Annotated in this window: 22 protein-coding genes; 19 read left to right on the top strand and 3 right to left on the bottom strand. The window is 72.7% G+C overall.

Annotated elements, in window-relative coordinates; genetic code table 11:
* Window positions 1-19 precede the first annotated feature (19 nt).
* From ribD to AB0J76_RS25795, 10 genes are all read left to right on the top strand, one after another.
* A complete protein-coding gene (ribD, locus tag AB0J76_RS25840; RefSeq protein ID WP_352327119.1) occupies window positions 20-1,192 on the top strand; it encodes a bifunctional diaminohydroxyphosphoribosylaminopyrimidine deaminase/5-amino-6-(5-phosphoribosylamino)uracil reductase RibD in 1,173 nt (390 codons plus the stop codon).
* The gene (locus AB0J76_RS25835) at window positions 1,192-1,782 is read left to right on the top strand and encodes a riboflavin synthase (RefSeq protein ID WP_352327120.1); all 591 of its coding nucleotides are present in this window, start codon (window positions 1,192-1,194) and stop codon (window positions 1,780-1,782) included. The genes ribD and AB0J76_RS25835 overlap by 1 nt, the downstream gene beginning before the upstream one ends.
* Complete coding sequence (locus tag AB0J76_RS25830) at window positions 1,779-2,423, top strand: nicotinamide mononucleotide transporter family protein (RefSeq protein WP_352327121.1); 645 nt, start codon at window positions 1,779-1,781, stop codon at window positions 2,421-2,423. Before AB0J76_RS25835 ends, AB0J76_RS25830 begins: the two co-directional genes overlap by 4 nt.
* Window positions 2,420-3,661, top strand: coding sequence for a bifunctional 3,4-dihydroxy-2-butanone-4-phosphate synthase/GTP cyclohydrolase II (locus tag AB0J76_RS25825; RefSeq protein ID WP_352327122.1), 1,242 nt, complete (start codon window positions 2,420-2,422; stop codon window positions 3,659-3,661). Before AB0J76_RS25830 ends, AB0J76_RS25825 begins: the two co-directional genes overlap by 4 nt.
* Complete coding sequence (gene ribH / locus AB0J76_RS25820; RefSeq protein WP_352327123.1) at window positions 3,658-4,125, top strand: 6,7-dimethyl-8-ribityllumazine synthase; 468 nt, start codon at window positions 3,658-3,660, stop codon at window positions 4,123-4,125. Before AB0J76_RS25825 ends, ribH begins: the two co-directional genes overlap by 4 nt.
* Before the next feature lie 19 nt (window positions 4,126-4,144).
* Entirely contained in the window at window positions 4,145-4,603 is a 459-nt protein-coding gene (locus AB0J76_RS25815) for a PH domain-containing protein (protein ID WP_352327124.1), read from the top strand.
* Window positions 4,604-4,711: 108 nt separating this feature from the next.
* Window positions 4,712-5,578, top strand: coding sequence for a MoxR family ATPase (locus tag AB0J76_RS25810; protein ID WP_352327125.1), 867 nt, complete (start codon window positions 4,712-4,714; stop codon window positions 5,576-5,578).
* Window positions 5,571-6,644 carry a VWA domain-containing protein gene (locus AB0J76_RS25805; protein WP_352327126.1) on the top strand — a complete coding sequence of 358 codons (1,074 nt, stop codon included), beginning with the start codon at window positions 5,571-5,573 and terminating at the stop codon, window positions 6,642-6,644. Before AB0J76_RS25810 ends, AB0J76_RS25805 begins: the two co-directional genes overlap by 8 nt.
* The gene (locus AB0J76_RS25800) at window positions 6,637-7,728 is read left to right on the top strand and encodes an XdhC/CoxI family protein (RefSeq protein WP_352327127.1); all 1,092 of its coding nucleotides are present in this window, start codon (window positions 6,637-6,639) and stop codon (window positions 7,726-7,728) included. Before AB0J76_RS25805 ends, AB0J76_RS25800 begins: the two co-directional genes overlap by 8 nt.
* A complete protein-coding gene (locus tag AB0J76_RS25795; RefSeq protein ID WP_352327131.1) occupies window positions 7,728-8,279 on the top strand; it encodes a nucleotidyltransferase family protein in 552 nt (183 codons plus the stop codon). The genes AB0J76_RS25800 and AB0J76_RS25795 overlap by 1 nt, the downstream gene beginning before the upstream one ends.
* 49 nt (window positions 8,280-8,328) lie before the next feature.
* On the opposite strand, the gene AB0J76_RS25790 is transcribed toward AB0J76_RS25795, so the two are convergent.
* Entirely contained in the window at window positions 8,329-9,216 is an 888-nt protein-coding gene (locus AB0J76_RS25790) for an endonuclease/exonuclease/phosphatase family protein (RefSeq protein WP_352327128.1), read from the bottom strand.
* 93 nt (window positions 9,217-9,309) lie between these two features.
* Here AB0J76_RS25790 and AB0J76_RS25785 point away from each other — a divergent pair, with 93 nt between their 5' ends.
* Both AB0J76_RS25785 and AB0J76_RS25780 read left to right on the top strand, forming a co-directional pair.
* Entirely contained in the window at window positions 9,310-10,350 is a 1,041-nt protein-coding gene (locus tag AB0J76_RS25785; protein ID WP_352327129.1) for an LLM class F420-dependent oxidoreductase, read from the top strand.
* Window positions 10,351-10,601: 251 nt separating this feature from the next.
* Window positions 10,602-11,903, top strand: coding sequence for a dicarboxylate/amino acid:cation symporter (locus AB0J76_RS25780; protein WP_352327130.1), 1,302 nt, complete (start codon window positions 10,602-10,604; stop codon window positions 11,901-11,903).
* Window positions 11,904-11,946: 43 nt separating this feature from the next.
* Here the strand turns inward: AB0J76_RS25780 and AB0J76_RS25775 are convergent, their stop codons facing one another.
* Together AB0J76_RS25775 and AB0J76_RS25770 are read right to left on the bottom strand one after the other, a co-directional pair.
* Window positions 11,947-12,156 carry a helix-turn-helix transcriptional regulator gene (locus tag AB0J76_RS25775; RefSeq protein WP_352331315.1) on the bottom strand — a complete coding sequence of 70 codons (210 nt, stop codon included), beginning with the start codon at window positions 12,154-12,156 and terminating at the stop codon, window positions 11,947-11,949.
* Window positions 12,156-12,755: a DUF2975 domain-containing protein gene (locus tag AB0J76_RS25770; RefSeq protein WP_352331316.1), complete on the bottom strand. Its 600-nt coding sequence runs from the start codon at window positions 12,753-12,755 to the stop codon at window positions 12,156-12,158. The genes AB0J76_RS25775 and AB0J76_RS25770 overlap by 1 nt, the downstream gene beginning before the upstream one ends.
* Window positions 12,756-12,913: 158 nt before the next feature.
* On the opposite strand from AB0J76_RS25770, the gene AB0J76_RS25765 reads away from it, so the two are divergent.
* From AB0J76_RS25765 to AB0J76_RS25735, 7 genes are all read left to right on the top strand, one after another.
* Window positions 12,914-14,620, top strand: a complete 1,707-nt coding sequence (locus AB0J76_RS25765) for a serine/threonine-protein kinase (protein WP_364390667.1) — start codon at window positions 12,914-12,916, stop codon at window positions 14,618-14,620.
* Between the two features lie 108 nt (window positions 14,621-14,728).
* Entirely contained in the window at window positions 14,729-15,796 is a 1,068-nt protein-coding gene (locus AB0J76_RS25760) for an aminopeptidase P family protein (protein ID WP_352326967.1), read from the top strand.
* A 25-nt stretch (window positions 15,797-15,821) separates the two neighbouring features.
* The gene (gene efp / locus AB0J76_RS25755) at window positions 15,822-16,382 is read left to right on the top strand and encodes an elongation factor P (protein WP_352326968.1); all 561 of its coding nucleotides are present in this window, start codon (window positions 15,822-15,824) and stop codon (window positions 16,380-16,382) included.
* 1 nt (window position 16,383) lies between these two features.
* Window positions 16,384-16,794 (top strand): transcription antitermination factor NusB, encoded by a 411-nt coding sequence (gene nusB, locus AB0J76_RS25750; protein ID WP_352326969.1) that lies wholly within the window; start codon window positions 16,384-16,386, stop codon window positions 16,792-16,794.
* 474 nt (window positions 16,795-17,268) lie between these two features.
* The gene (locus AB0J76_RS25745) at window positions 17,269-18,024 is read left to right on the top strand and encodes a methyltransferase domain-containing protein (protein WP_352326970.1); all 756 of its coding nucleotides are present in this window, start codon (window positions 17,269-17,271) and stop codon (window positions 18,022-18,024) included.
* 32 nt (window positions 18,025-18,056) lie between these two features.
* Window positions 18,057-19,298: a DNA polymerase IV gene (gene dinB / locus AB0J76_RS25740; protein WP_352326971.1), complete on the top strand. Its 1,242-nt coding sequence runs from the start codon at window positions 18,057-18,059 to the stop codon at window positions 19,296-19,298.
* 240 nt (window positions 19,299-19,538) lie between these two features.
* Window positions 19,539-19,934, top strand: coding sequence for a DUF3040 domain-containing protein (locus AB0J76_RS25735; RefSeq protein ID WP_352326972.1), 396 nt, complete (start codon window positions 19,539-19,541; stop codon window positions 19,932-19,934).
* Window positions 19,935-20,011: the final 77 nt, after the last annotated feature.

Raw genomic sequence — 20,011 nt, 5'->3', positions numbered from 1 at the left:
TGGCGAGTAGGAGACCCGGGTGGACATCTCAGCCGCCGACGCCGCGCACATGGCGCGCGCCGTCGAGCTGGCCGCGCGCGGACACGGCGGCACCAGCCCCAACCCCGTCGTCGGCTGCGTCGTGCTGTCGGCCGCCGGGCAGGTCGTCGGCGAGGGCTTCCACGCCTACGCGGGCGGGCCGCACGCCGAGGTCGTGGCGCTGGCGCAGGCGGGCGAGCAGGCGCGGGGCGGCACGGCGTACGTGACGCTGGAGCCCTGCGACCACACCGGCCGCACCGGGCCGTGCAGCCGGGCGCTGCTGGCCGCGGGCGTGGCCCGCGTGGTCGTCGCCGTGGCCGACCCCAACCCGAAGGCCGCCGGCGGCGCGGCGCGGCTGCGCGCGGCCGGGGTGAGCGTGACGCAGGGCGTGCTGGCCGGGGCGGCCGAGCGGGTCAACGAGGAATGGCTCACCTACGCCCGGCTCGGCAGGCCGCACGTGACCTGGAAGTTCGCCGCGACCCTCGACGGCAGGTCGGCCGCCGCCGACGGCACCAGCCAGTGGATCACCTCGCCGCAGGCGCGGGCCGACGTGCACCGGCTGCGCGCCGCCTCCGACGCGATCGTGGCCGGGATCGGCACCGTGCTGGCCGACGACCCCCACCTCACCGTCCGCCTCCCGGAGAACGCCGGGGCGGACACGCGGGAGGGCGACGCGGGGGCGCTGCTGGCCGGCAGCCCGCCGCTGGCCGGCCGGCCCCTGGGCGCCCGCCCGCCGCTGCGGGTCGTCGTGGACACCGAGGGCAGGACGCCGCCCGCGGCCCGCGTCCTCGACGACGAGGCCCCCACGCTGGTCGCCGTCGCCGACGACGCCGTGACGGAACTCAAGGCCGGCCTGCTGCGCCTGCCCCGGCACCCGGAGGGCGGCCTCGACCTGCACGCCCTCCTGCGCGAGCTGGCCGCCCGCGAGGTGGTCGGCGTGTTCCTGGAAGGCGGCCCCACCCTCGCCGGCGCGTTCCTGCGGCAGGGCCTCATCGACCGAGTGATCGCCTACCTCGCCCCCGCCCTCCTCGGCGAGGGCAGGGCCGCGCTCGGCCCCGCGGGCGTCGGCACGATCAGCGGCGCCCACCGCCTCACCTTCGACGAGTTTTCCCCCATCGGGCCGGATCTGCGGCTGACCGCGCGGCCCGCTCCGCATCAAGGCAGGGAGAAGTGATGTTCACCGGAATCATCGAGGAGAAGGGCGAAGTCGTCGCCATCGAGCCGGCCGGCGGGGGCGCTCTGCTGTCCGTACGCGGCCCGCTCGTCACCTCCGACGCCGCCCACGGGGACTCGATCGCCGTCAACGGCGTCTGCCTGACGGTCGTCGAGGTCGAGGACGACGTGTTCACCGTCGACGTCATCAGGGAGTCGCTGGACCGCAGCTCGCTCGGCGGCCTCACGGCGGGCTCGGCGGTCAACCTCGAACGGTCCGTACGCGCCGACCAGCGCCTCGGCGGCCACATCGTCCAGGGCCACGTCGACGGCACCGCCCGCCTGCTGTCCCGCGCCCCCGGCGAGAACTGGGACGACCTGCGCTTCTCCCTGCCCGGCCCGCTCAGCCGGTACGTGGCCGAGAAGGGCTCGATCGCCATCGACGGAATCAGCCTGACCGTCACGACGGTTGACGACGACAGCTTCGGCGTGAGCCTCATCCCGACCACGCTGAAGCTGACCACCATGGGCGACCGCCAGGTCGGCGACGTGGTGAACCTTGAGGTCGACGTGATCGCCAAGTATGTGGAGAGGCTGGTGGGCGCCCGATGAGCTGGGTGGACGCATCGATTGACATCTTCGGTCTGCCGGTGAAGTGGACCGACCTGGCCGGCAACGTGTTCGCCCTGGCCACGGTGGCGTTCGCGATGCGCAAGTCCATGTGGACCTGGCCGGTGCAGTTCACCGGTTCGGTGCTGCTGTTCCTCGCCTCGATCAGCGCGCACGTCACCGGCAACGCGCTCAAGCAGGCCCTGTTCGCCGTGCTGGCGGTCTACGGGTGGTGGAAGTGGCGGCAGGGCACCCAGGAGCACGCCCTGTCCGTCCGGCCGGCCACGGGCGGCGAGCGGTGGCGGATGCTGGCGGCGCTGGCCGTGGGCACCGCGGTGGTGACGGTCCTGTTCAAGGCGTTCGACCTGTCGTGGTACCCGGGCGCGCCGGTGGCCGTCGTGGCCTCCGACGCCTACATCTTCGTCGGCGGCGCGGTCGCCACCTGGGCGCAGGGCCGGGCGCTGGTCGACTTCTGGATCGTCTGGGTGCTGGTCGACCTGGTGGGCGTGCCGGTGGCGTTCAACTCCGGCCTCTACGTCTCCGGCGCCGTCTACGCCGTGTTCTTCGTCATGGTCCTCACGGGCTTCGCCAAGTGGCTGCGCGAGTACCGCGCCGCCCGTCCGGAAGTGGTGGCAGTGGCATGAGCGAGTTCAAGCTCGACCCGATCGAACGGGCCATCGAGGACATCCGCAACGGCCGTCCCGTCGTGGTCGTCGACGACGAGAACCGCGAGAACGAGGGCGACCTGATCTTCGCCGCCCAGAAGGCCACGCCGGAGCTGTGCACGTTCCTGATCCGGCACACCAGCGGCATGATCTGCGTGGCCATGGACGGCAAGGAGCTCGACCGGCTCGGGCTGCCGCTCATGGTGTCCCAGAACCGCGAGCGCATGCGCACGGCGTACACGATCACCGTGGACGCCCGGGACGGCGTCACCACCGGCATCTCCGCCGCCGACCGCGCCAGGACCATCCGCACCCTCGCCGACTCGGCCACCGAGCCCAACGAGCTGGTCCGGCCCGGCCACATCTTCCCGCTGCGCTACCGCGAGGGCGGCGTGCTGGCCCGGCGCGGCCACACCGAGGCGGCCGTCGACCTGGCCAGGCTCGCCGGGCTGTCGGCCGCCGGCGCGCTGGCCGAGGTGGTCAACGACGACGGCACCATGGCCAGGCTGCCCGAGCTGCGCCGCTTCGCCGACGAGCACGACCTGGCGCTGGTCTCCATCGAGCAGCTCGTCGACCATCGCCGCCGCGCCGAGAGCATGGTCACCAGGGTCGCCGAGACCCGCCTGCCCAACGCGTACGGCATGTGGCGGGCCTACGGCTACTCCAGCGCCCTCGACGGCGGCGAGCACGTCGCGCTCGTCTACGGCGACCTCGGCGGCGGCGAGAACATCCTGGTCAGGGCCCATTCCGAGTGCCTGACCGGCGACGTGTTCGGCTCGCTGCGCTGCGACTGCGGCGTGCAGCTCGACCACGCCATGGGCGCCATCGCGCAGGAGGGCCGCGGCGTCGTCGTCTACCTGCGCGGCCACGAGGGCCGGGGCATCGGCCTGCTGGCCAAGCTCAAGGCCTACAGCCTCCAGGACAACGGCAGCGACACCGTCGACGCCAACGTCGAGCTGGGGCTGCCGGTGGACGCCCGCGAGTTCTCCAACGCCGGGCAGATCCTGGCCGACCTCGGCGTGCGCTCGGTGCGGCTGCTCACCAACAACCCGGCCAAGCTCAGGGGCATGGACGGCTACGGCATCAAGGTGCTCGGCCGCGAACCCATGCCCGTGGCCCTGAACCCGCACAACGAGCGGTACCTGGAGGCCAAGCGCGACCGGCTCGGCCACGACATCTCCTCCAGCGTCCCGCACGAGATCTCGGAGGCGTCATGAGTGGCGAAGGCCGTCCCGGAGTGGCCGTGGTGGACGCGGCGGGCCTGGTCGTGGGCGTGGTGGCGGCGAGCTGGCACGCCAAGATCACCGACCAGCTCGTGGCGCGGGCCGTGCAGGCGTGCGACGACAGCGGCGCCACCGCGACCGTGGTCCGCGTGCCCGGCTCGCTGGAGATCCCCGTCGTGGCCCAGGCCCTGGCCCGGCGTTGTGACGCGGTGGTCGCCCTCGGCGCGGTCATCAAGGGCGAGACCGCCCATTTCGATTACGTCTGCGACTCGGTCACCAGCGGGCTGACCCGCGTCTCGCTCGACGAGGAGACGCCCGTCGGCAACGGCGTGCTCACCTGCGAGACGATGGACCAGGCGCTCGACCGCTCCGGGCTGCCCGGCAGCAAGGAGGACAAGGGCTACGAGTCGGCCCTGGCCGCCCTGGAGACCGCCCTCCTCCTGAGGGACCTCCACTGACCTGCGGTAGGTTTCCCTCGTGCCCGAGCCCGTGACCCCGCCGCCCCTGCCCGTGACCTGGCGTCCCCGCCGGGGCCGGGTCGTGCCCTACGCCTTCGCCCTGGTGGTGGTGGCGGGGGCGGTCCTCATGGCGATCTTCATCGCCGACCCGTTCAAGCTGCCCGACCGGGTGGCGATCGTGGGCTTCGGCCTGGCGGTGGCGTACGTGCTCCACCTGCTGGGCCGGGTCCGGGTGGAGGCCGACGAGCAGGGCCTGACCGTCGTCAACGCCCTGCGCGTCCACCGCTACACCTGGCCCGAGGTCATCGACGTGACCCTCCTGGTGGGCGACCCGTGGCCGAAGATCGACTTCTCCGACGGCCGGACGATCGGCGCCATGGGCATCCAGGGCTCGGAGAAGGCCCGCGCCCGCCGGGCCACGGCCGAGCTGGCCGCGCTGATCCGCGAACGCGGCGAGGCGGCCGAGTCCGGCGACTGAAGCCCGAGGAAGTCCGGCGACTGAAACCCGATGATGAGGGCGAGCCGATATCGCCGGGCCGGGGTTGCGACGTAGCCTGAAGGCGTGCTGCGGCGGACAATCAGGGCAATGGACATCGAGTCGCCGGACAAGCTCACCGAGCTGCTCGACCGGCACGACTACCTGGCCGACCGGGGGCTGGCCACGGCCGCCTTCCTGGCGCTGCGGATGGGGCGGCCGCTGTTCCTGGAGGGGGAGGCAGGCGTCGGCAAGACCGAGCTGGCCAAGACCCTCGCGACGATGCTCAGGGCCCCGCTGATCCGGCTGCAGTGCTACGAGGGCCTCGACGCGTCCCAGGCCCTGTACGACTGGGACTTCGCCCGCCAGCTCCTCCACCTCAAGGCCGCCGAGGCCGCCGGGATCACCGACGCCGCCCGGCTGGAGGGGGAGATCTACGACCGCCGCTTCCTGATCGCCCGTCCCCTGCTGAAGGCCGTGGAGACCCAGCCGAGCGTGCTGCTGGTGGACGAGATCGACCGGGCCGACGACGAGTTCGAGGCGTTCCTGCTCGAAGTGCTCTCCGACTTCACCGTCTCCATCCCCGAGCTGGGCACGATCAGGGCCGCGACGCCGCCGGTCGTCGTGGTGACCTCCAACCGCACCCGCGAGGTGCACGACGCGCTCAAGCGGCGCTGCCTCTACCACTGGCTGGAGCACCCGAGCTTCGACCGCGAGGTCGCGATCCTGCTGCGCCGCCTGCCCGGCTGCACCGAGGAGCTGGCCCTGCAGGTGGCGCGGGCGGCCGGACGGCTGCGGCAGGCGGACCTGGTCAAGCCGCCGGGCGTGGCCGAGACGCTCGACTGGACCGAGGCGCTGCTGACGCTCGGGGCCAGGGAGCTGGACCCCGACCTGGCCGCGGCCACGCTGGGCGCCGCGCTGAAGTACCGCGAGGACGTCGCCGCCGTCCTGGCCGACGGGCTGCTGTCCGGTGGATGAGCTGGTCCGGACCGTGACGGGCTTCGTCAGGACGTTGCGCGCGGCGGGCGTGGACGCCGACCACGAGCGGACGCGGAGCCTGCTGCAGGCCCTCGGCCACCTCGACGCCGGGGACCGGGAGGCGTTCTACTGGGCCGGCCGGCTCACCCTGTGCGCCACCCCCGACGACCTGCCCCGCTACGACCGCTGCTTCGCCGCCTACTTCGGCGGACGGCGGGCGGCGGCGGCCCGTACCGCGACGACCAGCGTCACCCGGCACCTGGCGGCCGGCGACGGCGACGAGGCGGGCGCGGGCGAGGACGCCGCCGCCCCGGCCACGGCCAGCCGCGCCGAGGTGCTGCGGCACCGGGACGTCGCCCGGCTCACCGAGGCGGAACGCGCCGAGGTGCACCGCATGCTGGCCCTGCTCGGCCGCGGCCGGGCCGCGCGCCGCTCGCGCCGTTTCGAGCGGGCCCACCGGGGCAGGCTGGACCAGCGCCGCACCGTGCGCGAGGCGCTGCGCAACGGCGAGGTGGCCCGGCTCCGGCGCCGCCGGCACACGACCAGGCCCCGGCAGGTGGTGCTGTTCGTGGACGTCAGCGGGTCGATGGCCCCCTACGCCGAGACCCTGTTGCGCTTCGCCCACGCGCTGGTCAGGACCGAGCCGCGGGCCACGAGGGTCTACTCGGTCGGCACCCGGCTCACCGAGGTCACCGCCGAGCTGCGCCACCGCGACCCCGGCACGGCGCTGAACGCGGCGTCGGCGGTCATCCCCGACTGGAGCGGCGGCACCCGGCTCGGAGAGGAGTTCAAGGAGTACCTGATCCGTCACAGCGCCCGGGGGGCGATCGTGGTCATCGCCTCCGACGGCTGGGAACGCGGTGACCCCGCGCTCCTGGGCGCCCAGCTCGCCAGGCTGGCCCGGCAGGCGTACCGGCTCATCTGGGTCAATCCGCACAAGGGATATGAGGGTTACCAGCCGCTGACCGGAGGCATGCGGGCCGCCCTGCCGCATCTGGACGACCTGGTGGCCGGGCACAGCCTGGCCGCCTACGAGGAACTCAGCGAAAGGCTCGCCCATGCGTGACGTGCTCCCGGAGATCATGCGGTGGTGGAGGTCGGGGCTCAGGTTCGGGCTGGCGACCGTGGTGAGCACGTTCAGCAGCGCGCCACGCCCGCCGGGCGCGGCGATGGCGGTGCGCGGCGACGAGGTGGTGGGCAGCGTCTCGGGCGGGTGCGTCGAGGGGGCGGTCTTCGAGCTGGCCTCCGAGGCCGACGCCCCCGTCCTGCAGCGGTACGGCGTCAGCGACGACGACGCCTTCGCCGTCGGGCTGACCTGCGGCGGCATCATCGACATCCTGGTCGAGCCGGTCTCCATCGAGACCTTCCCCGAGCTGGGCGAGATCTTCGCCGCGGTCGAGGCGCACCAGCCGGTCGCGGTCGCCACCATCGTCGCCGGCCCCGGCCCGATCGGCGCCCGCCGGATCGTCTGGCCCGGCCGCTCGTCGGGCACCCTTGGCCTGGACCGCCTCGACGAGGCCGTGGACGACGACGCCCGCGGCATGCTCGCCCAGGGCCTGACCGGCATCAGGCACTACGGCGGGCACGGCGAGCGGCGCCTGGACGACCTGTCGGTGTTCGTCCAGTCGTTCGCGCCGCCGCCGCGCATGCTGGTCTTCGGCGCGATCGACTTCGCCGCGGCCGTCGCCAAGGTGGGCAAGTTCCTCGGCTACCACGTCACCGTCTGCGACGCCCGGCCGGTCTTCGCCACCGCCAAGCGGTTCCCCGAGGCCGACGAGGTGGTGGTCAAGTGGCCGCACGACTACCTGGCCTCGGTCCAGGTGGACGAGCGCACGGTGATCTGCGTGCTGACCCACGACCCCAAGTTCGACGTGCCGCTGCTGGAGGTGGCGCTGCGGACCGAGGCGGGCTACATCGGGGCCATGGGCTCGCGCCGTACGCACGAGGACCGGCTGGCCCGCCTGCGCGAGTCCGGGCTCACCGAGGCCGAGCTGGCCCGGCTGAGATCGCCCATCGGCCTCGACCTGGGCGCCCGCACGCCGGAGGAGACCGCCGTGTCGATCGCCGCCGAGCTGATCCAGCTCCGGTGGGGCGGCTCGGGCCGGCCCCTGTCGCAGACGGGCGGACGCATCCACGGGGAGCCGGCGTGATCGCCGGGCTGCTGCTCGCCGCGGGGGAGGGCGCCCGGCTGGGCACCCCCAAGGCGCTCGTGGAGTTCGGCGGCGAACGGCTGGTCGACCGCGGGGTGCGGCTGCTGGAGGAGGGCGGCTGCCATCCGGTGGTGGTCGTGCTCGGCGCGGCGACCGTGCAGGTGCGCGGGGCGGTCAGCGTGCGCAACCCGGACTGGCGCACCGGCATGGGCTCCTCGCTGCGTGCCGGGCTGGCCGCGCTGCCGCCGGAGGCGACGGCCGTGGTGGTCGCGCTGGTGGACCAGCCGCTCGTCCGGGCGGGCGCGGTGCGGGCGCTGGCCGGCTCGGGGGCCGGGCTGGCGGTGGCCACCTACGGCGGACGGCGGGCGAACCCGGTGCTGATCGCGCGCGAGCACTTCGCGGGGGTGGCGGAGCTGGCGGTGGGCGACGTGGGGGCGCGGGCGTTCATGAAGGCGCATCCCGGGCTGGTCACCGAGGTCGCCTGTGACGAGCACGGCGACCCGGCCGACATCGACACGCCGCAGGACCTGCAGCTGCTGGAAGGCCGCTAAACCCGCACCGGGAACTGCTGGAAGGCCGCTGGAAGGCGGTTGGAAGCGGTTAGAAGCGCAGGGAGGCGATCGCCGCGCGGTGGTCGCTGCCGGTCGCCGGGGCCACCCCCGCCTTGGTCGCCGTCATGCCCCTGAACAGGATGTGGTCGGGCCGGGTGATCGGGAACTCGGCCGGCCAGGTGAAGCCGAACCCGTCGCCGGCCACGCTCTGGGCGTCGGTCAGCGGCGGGGTCAGGCCGCGCATGCCGCGGTCGGTGGTGGCGGTGTTGAGGTCGCCGAGCAGCAGGACGCGCTTGCTGGGGTCGGCGTCGACGAGCCGGCGGGCGTGGGCCAGGGAGGCGTCGCGGGAGGCGGTGTGGCCGGGCCTGGCCGAGGCCAGGTGCATGACGTAGACGGTGACCTTGCCCTTGGGGGTGCTCACCACCGCGCGCAGCGCCCGCGGCCAGCCCATGCCGACGTCGAGCGGGCGGGTCTCGCTGATCGGGTAGCGGCTCCACAGGCCGACCGTGCTGACCGGGTAGTGGTAGCGGAACAGCTTGTTGAGCTGCTTGGCCGCGGGCCCGCCCGGGGTCAGCTCCTGGGCGGCCAGCAGGTCGAGCCCTTCGGCGATGGCCTTGACCGCCTCGCCGGAGGCGCTGTTGCGCACGCCGACGTTGACCGTGCCGACGGCCAGGTCGCTGGGGCCGCCGGGCGGCGCGGCCAGCAGCGTGGAGCCGAACATCGCCGCCCACACCAGGCCGGGCGCCAGCGCCGCGAGCGCGGCCGCCCTGGAGCGCGCCAGCAGGGCGAGGAGCAGCAGCAGCGGCACCGCCAGCCCCATCCAGGGCAGCAGGCTCTCCAGGACGGGCGTGAATCCGCCGAGCGACGGGATGAGCGAATGACCCGCCAGGGCCAGGGCGACCACTGCGGAGGCGATGACGACGACCCGGCTCAGCACCCGAACCAGGCTAGTGCTTCGCCGCGCGACACGCCGACACGCTAACCTGTTGACGTCGCAACGGAACAACATTCGGTTCATCGGGAGCCCGGCATGCGCATCGGTATGGCACTCAACTACTCGGGCGGTTTCAAGGAGACGGTCGCCGAGCTGGCCGACTACGAGAAGGCGGGCCTCGACATCGTCTTCGTGGCCGAGGCGTACAGCTTCGACGCCGTCAGCCAGATGGGGTACATCGCGGCGAAGACCGAGCGGGTGCAGATCGCCTCGGGCATCCTGCCGATCTACTCCCGTACGCCGACGTTGCTGGCCATGACCGCCGCGGGCATGGACTTCGTCTCCGACGGGCGCTTCACGCTGGGCATCGGGACGTCGGGGCCGCAGGTCATCGAGGGCTTCCACGGGGTGCCGTACACCGCGCCGATCGGGCGTACCCGGGAGGTCATCGAGATCTGCCGCAAGGTGTGGCGGCGCGAGCGGCTGGAGCACGCGGGCCGCAACTACCAGGTGCCGCTGCCCGCCGGTGAGGGCACCGGCCTGGGCAAGCCGCTGAAGATCATCAATCACCCGGTGCGCCCGCGCATCCCGATCGTGGTCGCCGCCATCGGCCCCAAGAACGTGGAGATGACCGCCGAGCTGGCCGAGGGCTGGGAGCCGATCTTCTACTACCCGGAGAAGGCCGCCGACGTGTGGGGCCCGGCGCTGGCCGCCGGCCGGGCGAAGCGCGACCCCGAGCTGGGGGAGCTCGACGTGATCGCCCAGGCGGCGCTGGCCATCGGCGACGACGTGGCCGGGCTGCGCGACTTCGGCCGGGCGATGGCCGCCCTGTACATCGGCGGCATGGGCGCCAAGGGCAAGAACTTCTACAACGACCTGGCCCGGCGCTACGGCTACGAGAAGGAGGCCGAGCAGATCCAGGACCTCTACCTGGAGGGCAAGAAGGACGAGGCCGCCGCGCTGGTGCCCGCCGAGCTGCTGGAGAACATGTCGCTGATCGGCAGCGAGGGCTTCGTCCGCGACCGGATCGCGGCGCTGAAGGAGTCGGGGGTCACGACGCTCAACGTCGCGCCGCTCGGCCGTACCCACGAGGAGCGCGTCCGCCTGCTGGAGAAGGTCAAGGAGCTGGCCGCCTGATCGGGCGGGCTTCGGAAGGGGTGTGACGCACGTCACAATGCCGAGCGGGAATATGCCCCGTTTGGGATGGTGTTGTACGTCCTCGTGAGGTTCTCTGTGGTCATCGTGCGGCTCGTCGAGCGTCTGCACGTGGATCTGTGCCGTCTGCACGGATCCCTCTGTCGCTGATCGGCGCGTCCCCCAGACTCCCCCCTTCCTCACCCGCATGCCCCCTTCGCCGCGGCATGCCTGACTTCCGGAGCCTTCCTCCCGTGAAGAGATTCACCTTCTCCCTTCAGCTGCTGCTCGGCCTGGCCGTCGGCGTCGCCCTGGGGTTCGTCGCCAAGATCTGGGACGTGGCCTGGCTGGCCGAGACGCTGACCCAGGTCGGCAAGATCTTCGTCCAGCTCCTCAAGCTCGCCGTGCCGCCGCTGGTGTTCACCGCCGTGCTGGTCAGCGTGGCCAACCTGCGCAACGTCAACGGCGCCGCCCGCCTGGCCTCCAAGACCCTGCTGTGGTTCCTGATCACCGCGTTCGTCTCGGTGGCCTTCGCGATCGCGCTCGGCCTGATCATCAACCCCGGCCAGGGCGTCACCCTCGACACCGGCGCGGCCAAGGCCGTCGACACCGAGGGCGCCGGCACCTGGCTCGACTTCGTCACCGGCATCCTGCCCACCAACATCGTCACGGCCTTCACCGAGGTGAACGTCCTCCAGATCGTCTTCCTGGGTGTCGTCCTCGGCGCGGCGGCCCTGGCGGTGGGCGAGAAGGCCGAGCCGTTCCTCAACCTCAGCCGTTCGGTGCTCGAACTGGTGCAGAAGGCCCTGTGGTGGGTCATCCGCCTGGCCCCGATCGGCACCGCCGGCCTCATCGGCAAGGCCGTCTCCACGTACGGCTGGGACCTGCTCGCCCCGCTGGCCAAGTTCAGCGTCGGCGTGTACGTCGGCTGCTTCATCGTCCTGCTGGCCGTCTACCCGACGCTGCTCGCGGTCTGGGGCAAGGTCAACCCGATCACGTTCTTCCGCAACGCCTGGCCCGCCATCGAGCTGGCCTTCGTCTCCCGTTCCTCGGTCGGCACGCTGCCCCTGACCCAGCGCGTCACCGTCGAGCGCAACGGCGTCGACCGTGACTACGCCTCCTTCGCGGTGCCCTTCGGCGCCACCACCAAGATGGACGGCTGCGCCTCGGTCTACCCGGCGCTGGCCGCGATCTTCGTGGCCCAGGTGTTCGGCGTGCACCTCGGGGTGGGGGACTACCTGCTGATCGCGTTCGTCTCGGTCGTGGGCTCGGCCGCCACCGCCGGTCTGACCGGCGCGATCGTCATGCTGACGCTCACGCTGAGCACGCTGGGCCTGCCGCTCGAAGGCGTCGGCCTGCTGCTGGCGATCGACCCGATCCTCGACATGATCCGCACCGCGACCAACGTGGCCGGCCAGATGGTCGTCCCGGTCCTGGTGGCCCGCTCGGAGGGCCGCCTGGACGAGGCGGTCTTCAACGCGCCGCCGCAGCCGCTCGACGACGCCCCGGCCTCGGCCGCCCGCACGCCGCGCGCGCCGGAGCCCGCGACGGCCTGACCGGAGTTCTCCTGAGGGCGGGTGGCCGTACGGCCACCCGCCCTCAGTCGTAGGTGAGCAGGTCGCCGGGCTGACAGCCCAGGGCCTCGCACAGCCGGGTCAGCGTGGAGAAGCGGATGGCCTTGGCGTGGCCGTTCTTGAGTATCGACAGGTTCACGACGGTGATCTCGACCTTGTGCGACAGCTCGGTGAGCGTCATGCCGCGCTGGGCGAGCAGTTCGTCCAGGCGTACCCGGATGGTGCCTGCGGGCATCAGATCGTGGCCTCGACCTCGTCGAGCAGGGCCACGCCCCGGCGGACGATCTCCGACACCCCGAGCGCGCACAGCCCCGCCACGAGGCCCGCGAGCGGCACGCCCGGCGCCGGGACGAACGCCGGACCGGTCGTCAGCAGCATGCCGGACAGTATGGCCTGCGCCGCCGTGCCGAGCGCGGCCGACACGAGCGAACCGGCGATCAGGATCCAGCCCAGCCGCCGCAGGTGCCCGGCCGTGACGGCGGAGAACAGCGCCCGGTCGCCCGACCGCGCCCTGCGCAACGCGCGGACCACGGTGTACAGCGCGAGCAGTCCGGTCGCCGTGGGCGGCGCCCACAGCAGGAGGTAGAGCAGCGCCGCCGCGGGCGAGGGCCCCACGGGGCGGAGTGTCACGTCGGCCGTGGCGCCGACGATCTCCACCCCCGGGGCGGGGGTCACGGGCGGCGTCACGCCGGAGACGTGCAGCGGCACGCCGATGCCGTTGGCCGTGCCGAACACGGCGATCAGGACGGTGGCGCCCAGGGCGGTGAGCGCGCCGAGGCAGCCGAGGACGAGGCCGATGCTCAACAGGACCTCGAGCCGGTTGATCCACTTCATGGGCATAACGATAATCGTAAATAACGAAAGTCGTTATGTCGAGGGGCGGCAGGCGCAGTGTGGCGGGGGGTGCGAAGTGTGGATCATGGGGCGGGGAGGGGCTGGAGGGCCCTATGGTGGGTCGGAAATAGCCCACTTTTCGAGTTTTTGGCGGGGATATGTCCGACGCTACGCCTTCGATGGTCGCCGACCGGTACCGGCTTGACGAGCTCATCGGCAGCGGTCCGATGGGTGAGGTGTGGCGGGCCTACGACACCCGCGCCGACTGGGTCGTGGCCGTGAAGATCCTGGGCGCGGGCGCGGCCGGCGAGGCCGCGCGGGAGGCGCTGAAGCAGCATGCGCAGGCGGTGGCCAGGGTGATCCACCCCAACGTGGCCATGGTCCTCGACGTGGGCGACCAGGAGGGCGCCCCCTTCCTGGTGACCGAGTTCCTCACCGGGACCAGCGTGGGGGAGGACCTGGCGGCCGAGGGGCCCATGCCGATCGTCGAGGTGTGCGACCTGGTCGGGCAGGCGGCCGCGGGGCTGGACGCCGCGCACCGCGCCGGGGTGTTCCACGGGCAGATCGACTCCGGCAGTTTCCGGCGGGCGGCCAGCGGCGTGCTGAAGGTCGTCGGGTTCGGGCTGCCGGACGAGGAGCCGTCCCAGGCCGAACGCCGCTACCTGGCCCCTGAGCGGGCCTCCGGCCGTCCTGCCACGGCCGCCGCCGACCTGTACGCCCTCGGCGCCGTCTGCTACGAGCTCCTGTGCGGCCGCCCGCCCGCCGCCACCCCTGACCTGCCGGTGACCGGCATGCGCGCCACCCCGCCGTCCCCGCCCGCCGCCCCCGGAACCGCGGCCCCCGGAACCGCGGCCCCCGGAACCGCGGCCCCCGGAACCGCGGCCCCCGGAACTCCGGCCCAGGGGAGTCCGGCCCAGGGAAGTCCGGCCCCCGGAACCCCGGCATCCGGAACCGAGGCCCCCGGGGGTGCCGGGCAGGGGATCGTCCCGCCCAGTGCGATCCGGCCCGAGATCCCCGCCGAGCTGGACCGGCTCGTCCTCGCGATGCTCGCGCCCGACCCCGCCAGGCGGCCCTCGGGCGGCGAGCCCGTCCGCCGGGCCCTGGCCGCCATCGCCCGGCCCGGCGCGGCCCCGGGAGCGGCCCCGAACACCGGCGCGAACAGTGGTGCGAACACCGGCGCGAACACCGCCCCGAACCTCGCCGGAGCCGCGGCGGGCCGGCCGGGCGACACCCGGGTCTACGACTTCAACGGCGTCCCGCGGGCCGGCGACACCGCCGTCTACGAGTCCGCCGGGCTGGACCAGGCGCCGCCGCGTACCGGCAACAAGCTGCTGGTCCAGATGGGGATCGCCGTCGCCGTCATCGCCGTGGTGGCCGTCGCCATGGTGGTGTGGGCGGGCTCGCGCAAGGAGACGCCGGTGGCCGAGCCGAGCGCGAGCGCGCCCCCCACGCCCGTCCTGTCGCCGGACGTCACGCTGACCGCCGGCCCGACCTCCGAGCCGCCCGAGGCCAGTCCCACCGACCTCACCCCGGGCGACACCGCCACCAGCCTGGTCCAGACCGTCGGCCCCAAGGCGACCCTCGGCCCCCGGCAGACCCCGGCGGGGGGCTGGGACCACTGGCTGGTGAAGTTCGACGAGGCGGTGACGGCCCAGGAGGACATCGGCGACATCAACCCCCACGTCGCCGAGAAGGTCCACGACAAGCTCAGGAAGGCCGCCAAGAAGCTCCAGGACGGCCACTTCGAGCCCGCCCGCGGCCAGATCGCCGGCGTCTACCGTGACCTGCGCAAGGCCCAGGTGAAGGGCGACGTCCCCCTGTCGGGCCCGCTCGCCTCCTTCCTGGACGACTTCGCCCTCTCCTGACCGTGACGGGACGGTTTCCCCTCTCCTGACCGTGACGGACGGGAGGCCAGTGCTTTCCCCCGATCCTGACCGGGTGGGGGAGGGCCGGGGCACGCGTACATTGGCGGGATGACCATCGACCACGCGGCGCGCCGGGCACGCCTGGCCGCGGCGCTGCCCGCCCACGAGGTCCCCGCGCTCCTCGTCACCTCCCCCGTCAACGTCCGCTACCTCACCGGGCTGGTCAGCTCGAACGCGGCCGTCCTGGTCAGGGCGGACGGCTCGGCGCTGCTGGCGACCGACAACCGCTACATCGACAAGACGCGCGCCCTCGACGTGCCCGCGGTCGAGGCGCCCGACGTGGCCGGCCGGCTGGCCGCGCCGGGCGTGGCCATCGAGGCCGCCGCCATGACCGTGGCGACCTTCCGCCGCCTGGAGGCGGGCCTGAAGGAGGGCGACGGCAAGGGCGGGGGCCTGGTGCCGCTCGGCCCGCTGGTCGAGGAGCTGCGCGCGGTCAAGGACGAGGCGGAGCTGGAGCTCATCCGCACCGCCTGCGCCCTGACCGACCAGGCCTTCGCCGACGTGCTCCCGATGATCGCGCCGGGCCTCACCGAGCGCGCCCTGGCCCGCCTTCTCGACAACCGCATGACCGAGCTGGGCGCCGACAAGCCGGCGTTCGACACGATCGTCGCCGCCGGCGAGCACGGCGCGATCCCGCACCACGCCCCCACCGACCGCGAGCTGCGCGCCGGCGACCTGGTCACGATGGACTTCGGCGCCCGCTACCACGGCTACCACGCCGACATGACCAGGACGGTCTGCCTGGGCGCGCCCGCCGCCTGGCAGCGCGAGCTGTACGACCTGGTCAGGCGCGCCCAGCGAGCCGGCCGGCACGCCCTGACCCCGGGAGCCCTGGCCAAGGACGTCGACGCGGCCGCCCGCGGCCTGATCGAGGCGGCGGGCCACGGCGAGCACTTCCGGCACGGCCTGGGCCACGGCGTCGGCCTGGAGATCCACGAGGACCCGTTCCTGGGCCCCTCCAGGACCGGTAGACTAGAGGATCGAGTTCCGATCACCGTCGAGCCTGGGATCTACCTCCCCGAGCGGGGCGGGGTTCGCATCGAGGACACCCTCGTGACCCGTGAGGGCGGGCCGGAACTTTTCACCAAGACCACCAAGGAGCTGCTCGTCCTTTAGAGCGGCCACACGCGGGAGAGAACGAGTGGCGACGACCAACGACCTCAAGAACGGCATGGTGCTGAAGCTCGAGGGCGGTGAGCTCTGGAGCGTTGTCGAGTTCCAGCACGTCAAGCCGGGCAAGGGCGGCGCGTTCGTGCGCACCAAGCTCAAGAACGTCCTCTCCGGCAAGGTCGTCGACAAGACCTTCAACGCCGGCGTGAAGGTCGACGTGGCCAACGTCGACAAGCGCGAGATGCAGTACTCCTACAAGGACGGCGACGACTTCGTCTTCATGGACACCGAGACCTACGACATGGTCAACGTGCCCGCACGCACCGTCGGCACCGCCGCCAACTACATGCTGGAGAACACCCTCGCCACGATCGCCTTCAACGAGGGTTCGGCGCTCTACGTCGACCTGCCCGCCGCCGTCGAGCTGCTGATCTCCAACACCGAGCCCGGCCTGCAGGGCGACCGCTCCACCGGCGGCACCAAGCCGGCCACGCTGGAGACCGGCGCCGAGATCAAGGTGCCGCTGTTCATCACCACCGGCGAGAAGGTCAAGGTCGACACCCGTAGCGGCGAATACCTCGGCCGGGCCTGAGGTGTCTGCACGCGGCAAAGCACGCAGGCGCGCCCTTGACATCCTCTTCGAGGCCGAGCTGCGCTCGGAGGATCCGCTGAAGATCCTCGCCGAGCGCGTCGAGCGGCAGGAGCCGCCGGTCAACGAGTACACCTCGGCCATCGTCGAGGGCGTCGCCCGCCACCATGCCCGCATCGACGACCTGATCACCACCTACTCCGAGGGCTGGACGCTCGACCGCATGCCCGCGGTCGACCGCAACCTGCTGCGCGGGGGCACGTACGAGCTGCTGTGGATGCCCGACGTGCCGGAGGGCGTGGTCATCAGCGAGTGGGTGCACCTGGCGGGCGAGCTGTCGACCGACGAGTCGCCCCAGTTCATCAACGGCCTGCTGGCCCGGTTCAAGCAACTCAAGCCAAGCCTCACCCTTTAGACAAAGGCCGCGAAGGCCGTTTCGGGGTACGTTCCACTCAGACGGTCCGTACGGCTCGCGAAGAGGCGGCGGAAGGCGCGCCGGCGCGCGGCCTTCCGGTGCGGTCCCCGGCCTGCCGCGGGGCCGTGAGCCGGTCCGGGGAAGTGGCGCGTCACCAGCCGCGACGCGCCCTTTTCCGGCCTTGTCCGGCTTTCCCGGGGTGAGCATCGGTCCCATCGTGACCGCAGCCCCCGAGACCGCTGAGAATCCCGCGTACGGCGCCCTCGCCTGCCACCGTGCGCGGCAGGTGGTTCGCCCGGCTCACGCACAAGGACGGCGTGCCGGCCGACGCCTGGCAGCTGCGAGCGCCCAAGAGGATCGCGGCGGCCTTCGACGGTCAGGGTCCGGCCTGCGGGCGACGGCGCGTACCGCGTAGGCTGGGCCCGTCCGCACAGGGCGAGGGCCGCCCGCGGAGGAGAGAGAGGCGAGCCGACGTTGCGAGCAGAAGGCGTCACCACGAAGACCCCGGCGGTGCGCACCGCCGTCGTGTGGGGCGCGTTGCGGTCGGTGCTGGCCGAGCGTGCCGAGGCCGTCGGCCGGGCCAGGCTCGACATCGTCGACGCCGGCGGGGGCACCGGCGGGTTCGCCGTGCCGCTGGCCGAGCTCGGCCACACCGTCACCGTCGTCGACCCCAGCCCCGACTCGCTGGCCGCGCTGGAGCGCCGGGCCAAGGAGAAGGGCGTGAGCGTGCGCGGCCTGCAGGGCGACACCGCCGACCTCGGCGACCTGCTCGACCGCGACAGCGCCGACCTGGTCCTGTGCCACAGCGTCCTGGAGTACGTCGACGACCCCACCGGCGCGCTGGCCGCCGTCGCCGGGCTGCTGCGCCCGGGTGGCGCCGTCAGCGTGCTGGCCGCCAACCCCGTGGCCAGCGCGATCCACCGGGCGCTGGCCGGGCAGTTCGACGAGGCCAGGGCCGTGCTGGCCGACCCGCGCGGCACGTGGGGCGACCGCGACCCCACGCCGCGGCGGTTCACCGCCGAGACCCTGGCGCAGCTGCTGACCGCCACGGGCTTCACCGTCGGCGCGGTCCACGGCGTGCGCGTCTTCGCCGACCTGGTGCCCAGCCGGCTCGTCGACGGCGAGCCCGGCGCGGCCGAGGCGCTGGCGGCGCTGGAGCAGGCCGCCGCCGTCCATCCCGTGCTGCGGGACGTCGCCACCCAGGTGCACGTGCTCGGCCACCGCCCCTAGTCTGGAACGTCTGTTCGGATAGACTCGCAGGCGTGTCCCGCAAGCAGATCACAGGCATCGGCCCCGCGCCGCGGACCGGGGTCGATGACAGCGGCTGCCCGATTCTCCACGTCGACATGGACGCCTTCTTCGCCAGCGTCGAGCTGCTGGAGCGGCCGGAGCTGCGGGGCCGCCCGGTGATCGTCGGCTCGCCGGCCGGGCGCGGCGTCGTGCTCAGCGCCACCTACGAGGCCAGGGCGTTCGGCGTGCACTCGGCGATGCCGATGAGCAGGGCGCGCCGGTTGTGCCCGCAGGCCACGATCATCCCGCCCAGCCACGGCAAGTACTCCGAGGTCTCCAGGGGCGTCATGGAGATCTTCCACTCGATCACCCCGCTGGTCGAGCCGATCGCCTCCGACGAGGCGTTCCTCGATGTCGGCGGCGCCCGGCGGCGGCTCGGCCCGCCCGCGGCGATCGCCGCCATGATCAGGGAGCAGGTGCTCGACCGCTACGGCATCACCTGCTCGGTGGGGGTGGCCTCCAGCAAATTCGTGGCAAAGCTGGCCTCCAAGCAGTGCAAGCCCGACGGGCTGCTGGTGGTGCCCGAAGGGCAGGTGGTCGACTTCCTGCACCCGCTGCCGGTCTCGGCGTTGTGGGGCGTGGGGGAGCGCACCGAGCAGTCCCTCGTCCGGCTCGGCATCCGCACCGTCGGCGACCTGGCCAGGGTGCCCCTGGGCACGCTCCAGCGCGAGCTCGGGCAGGCCGTCGGCGGCCACCTGGCGACGCTGGCCTGGGGGCGCGACGAGCGTCCGGTGACCGCGCACGTGCCCGACAAGAGCATCGGCAACGAGGAGACCTTCGCCACCGACGTCGAGGATCCCGAGGTGATCCGGCGCGAGCTGCTGCGCCTGGCCGAGCGCGTGGCGGCCCGGATGCGTAAGGGCGGACACGTGGGCAGAACGGTAAGTGTGAAGCTGCGCCGGGCCGATTTCACCACGATCACCCGCTCGCGCACCCTGCGGGAGCCGACCGACGTCGCCCAGGTGATCTACGCCACCGCCTGCGAGCTGTTCGAGGCCGCCGGTCTCCAACGGGTGCGCCTGCGCCTGGTCGGGGTCCGGATGGAGAACCTCCGCCCGGCCGGCGAGGCCACCCACCAGCTCGGTCTGGGCGAGCGGGAGACCGGCTGGCGCGAGGCCGAACAGGCGATGGACAAGGCGATCCGGAGATTTGGCCCCGATGCGGTGCTCCCAGCGTCGCTGGTACGTGGCAAGCTTGATGAAATAGAGACATGACGCCCATGTCCTACTTGATCGGTCAGTCGGGTAGGAGAAGGATGTCGCGATTTTGGGGGAAGGGGTGCGAGATGGTCCACAATGGAGCCATGACGTCACCTCCGGTTTGGTCTGCGTTGGACGTTTGCTTTCGCCTACGTCTACAGCCTCGTATTCTGGGGATAACCGACCGCGAGGTTCGGACACCCCGTGTCGTCCGTTGCCGTCTTCCCCGTCCTGGGGCTGTCCTTGGGAGGCGCCGTGCCGCTCTCTGAGCACGAGCAGCGCTTGCTCGACCAGATCGAGCAGGCCCTCTACGCCGAGGACCCGAAGTGGGCCAACACCGTAAGGATCAGTGACCCGCGCAGCCATTACAAGCGTCGCCTGATCAAAGCCTCCATCGGCTTTGCGCTCGGCGTCGTGATCATGATGGTCGGCGTGGTCATGAGTCAGATCCCGCTCGGCGTCGGCGGTTTCGTGGTCATGCTCGCCGCGTGTCTGTGGGGTCTGTCCAGCTGGAAGCGCATGAACGGGTTCGGCGACTCGCCGCCGGCCCCGGGCGCGGGCGGCGCGGGCAGGCAGCCCCGGCGCGCCGGCCGGGGCACCTTCATGGAGCGCATGGAGGAGCGCTGGCGCCGTCGTCACGACGAGCGCTGACCTCCTCGCCGCTGCTCACCGGCTCCGAACCTCCGCCATACGCGAACGTGCGGCCGTTCCCCTTCCGGGGAGCGACC

This window comes from Nonomuraea sp. NPDC049624 (assembly GCF_040675255.1).
GTDB lineage: Bacteria > Actinomycetota > Actinomycetes > Streptosporangiales > Streptosporangiaceae > Nonomuraea.
The sequence above is the reverse complement of the archived record's forward strand: the minus strand, read 5'-3'. Positions and strand labels throughout refer to the sequence as shown.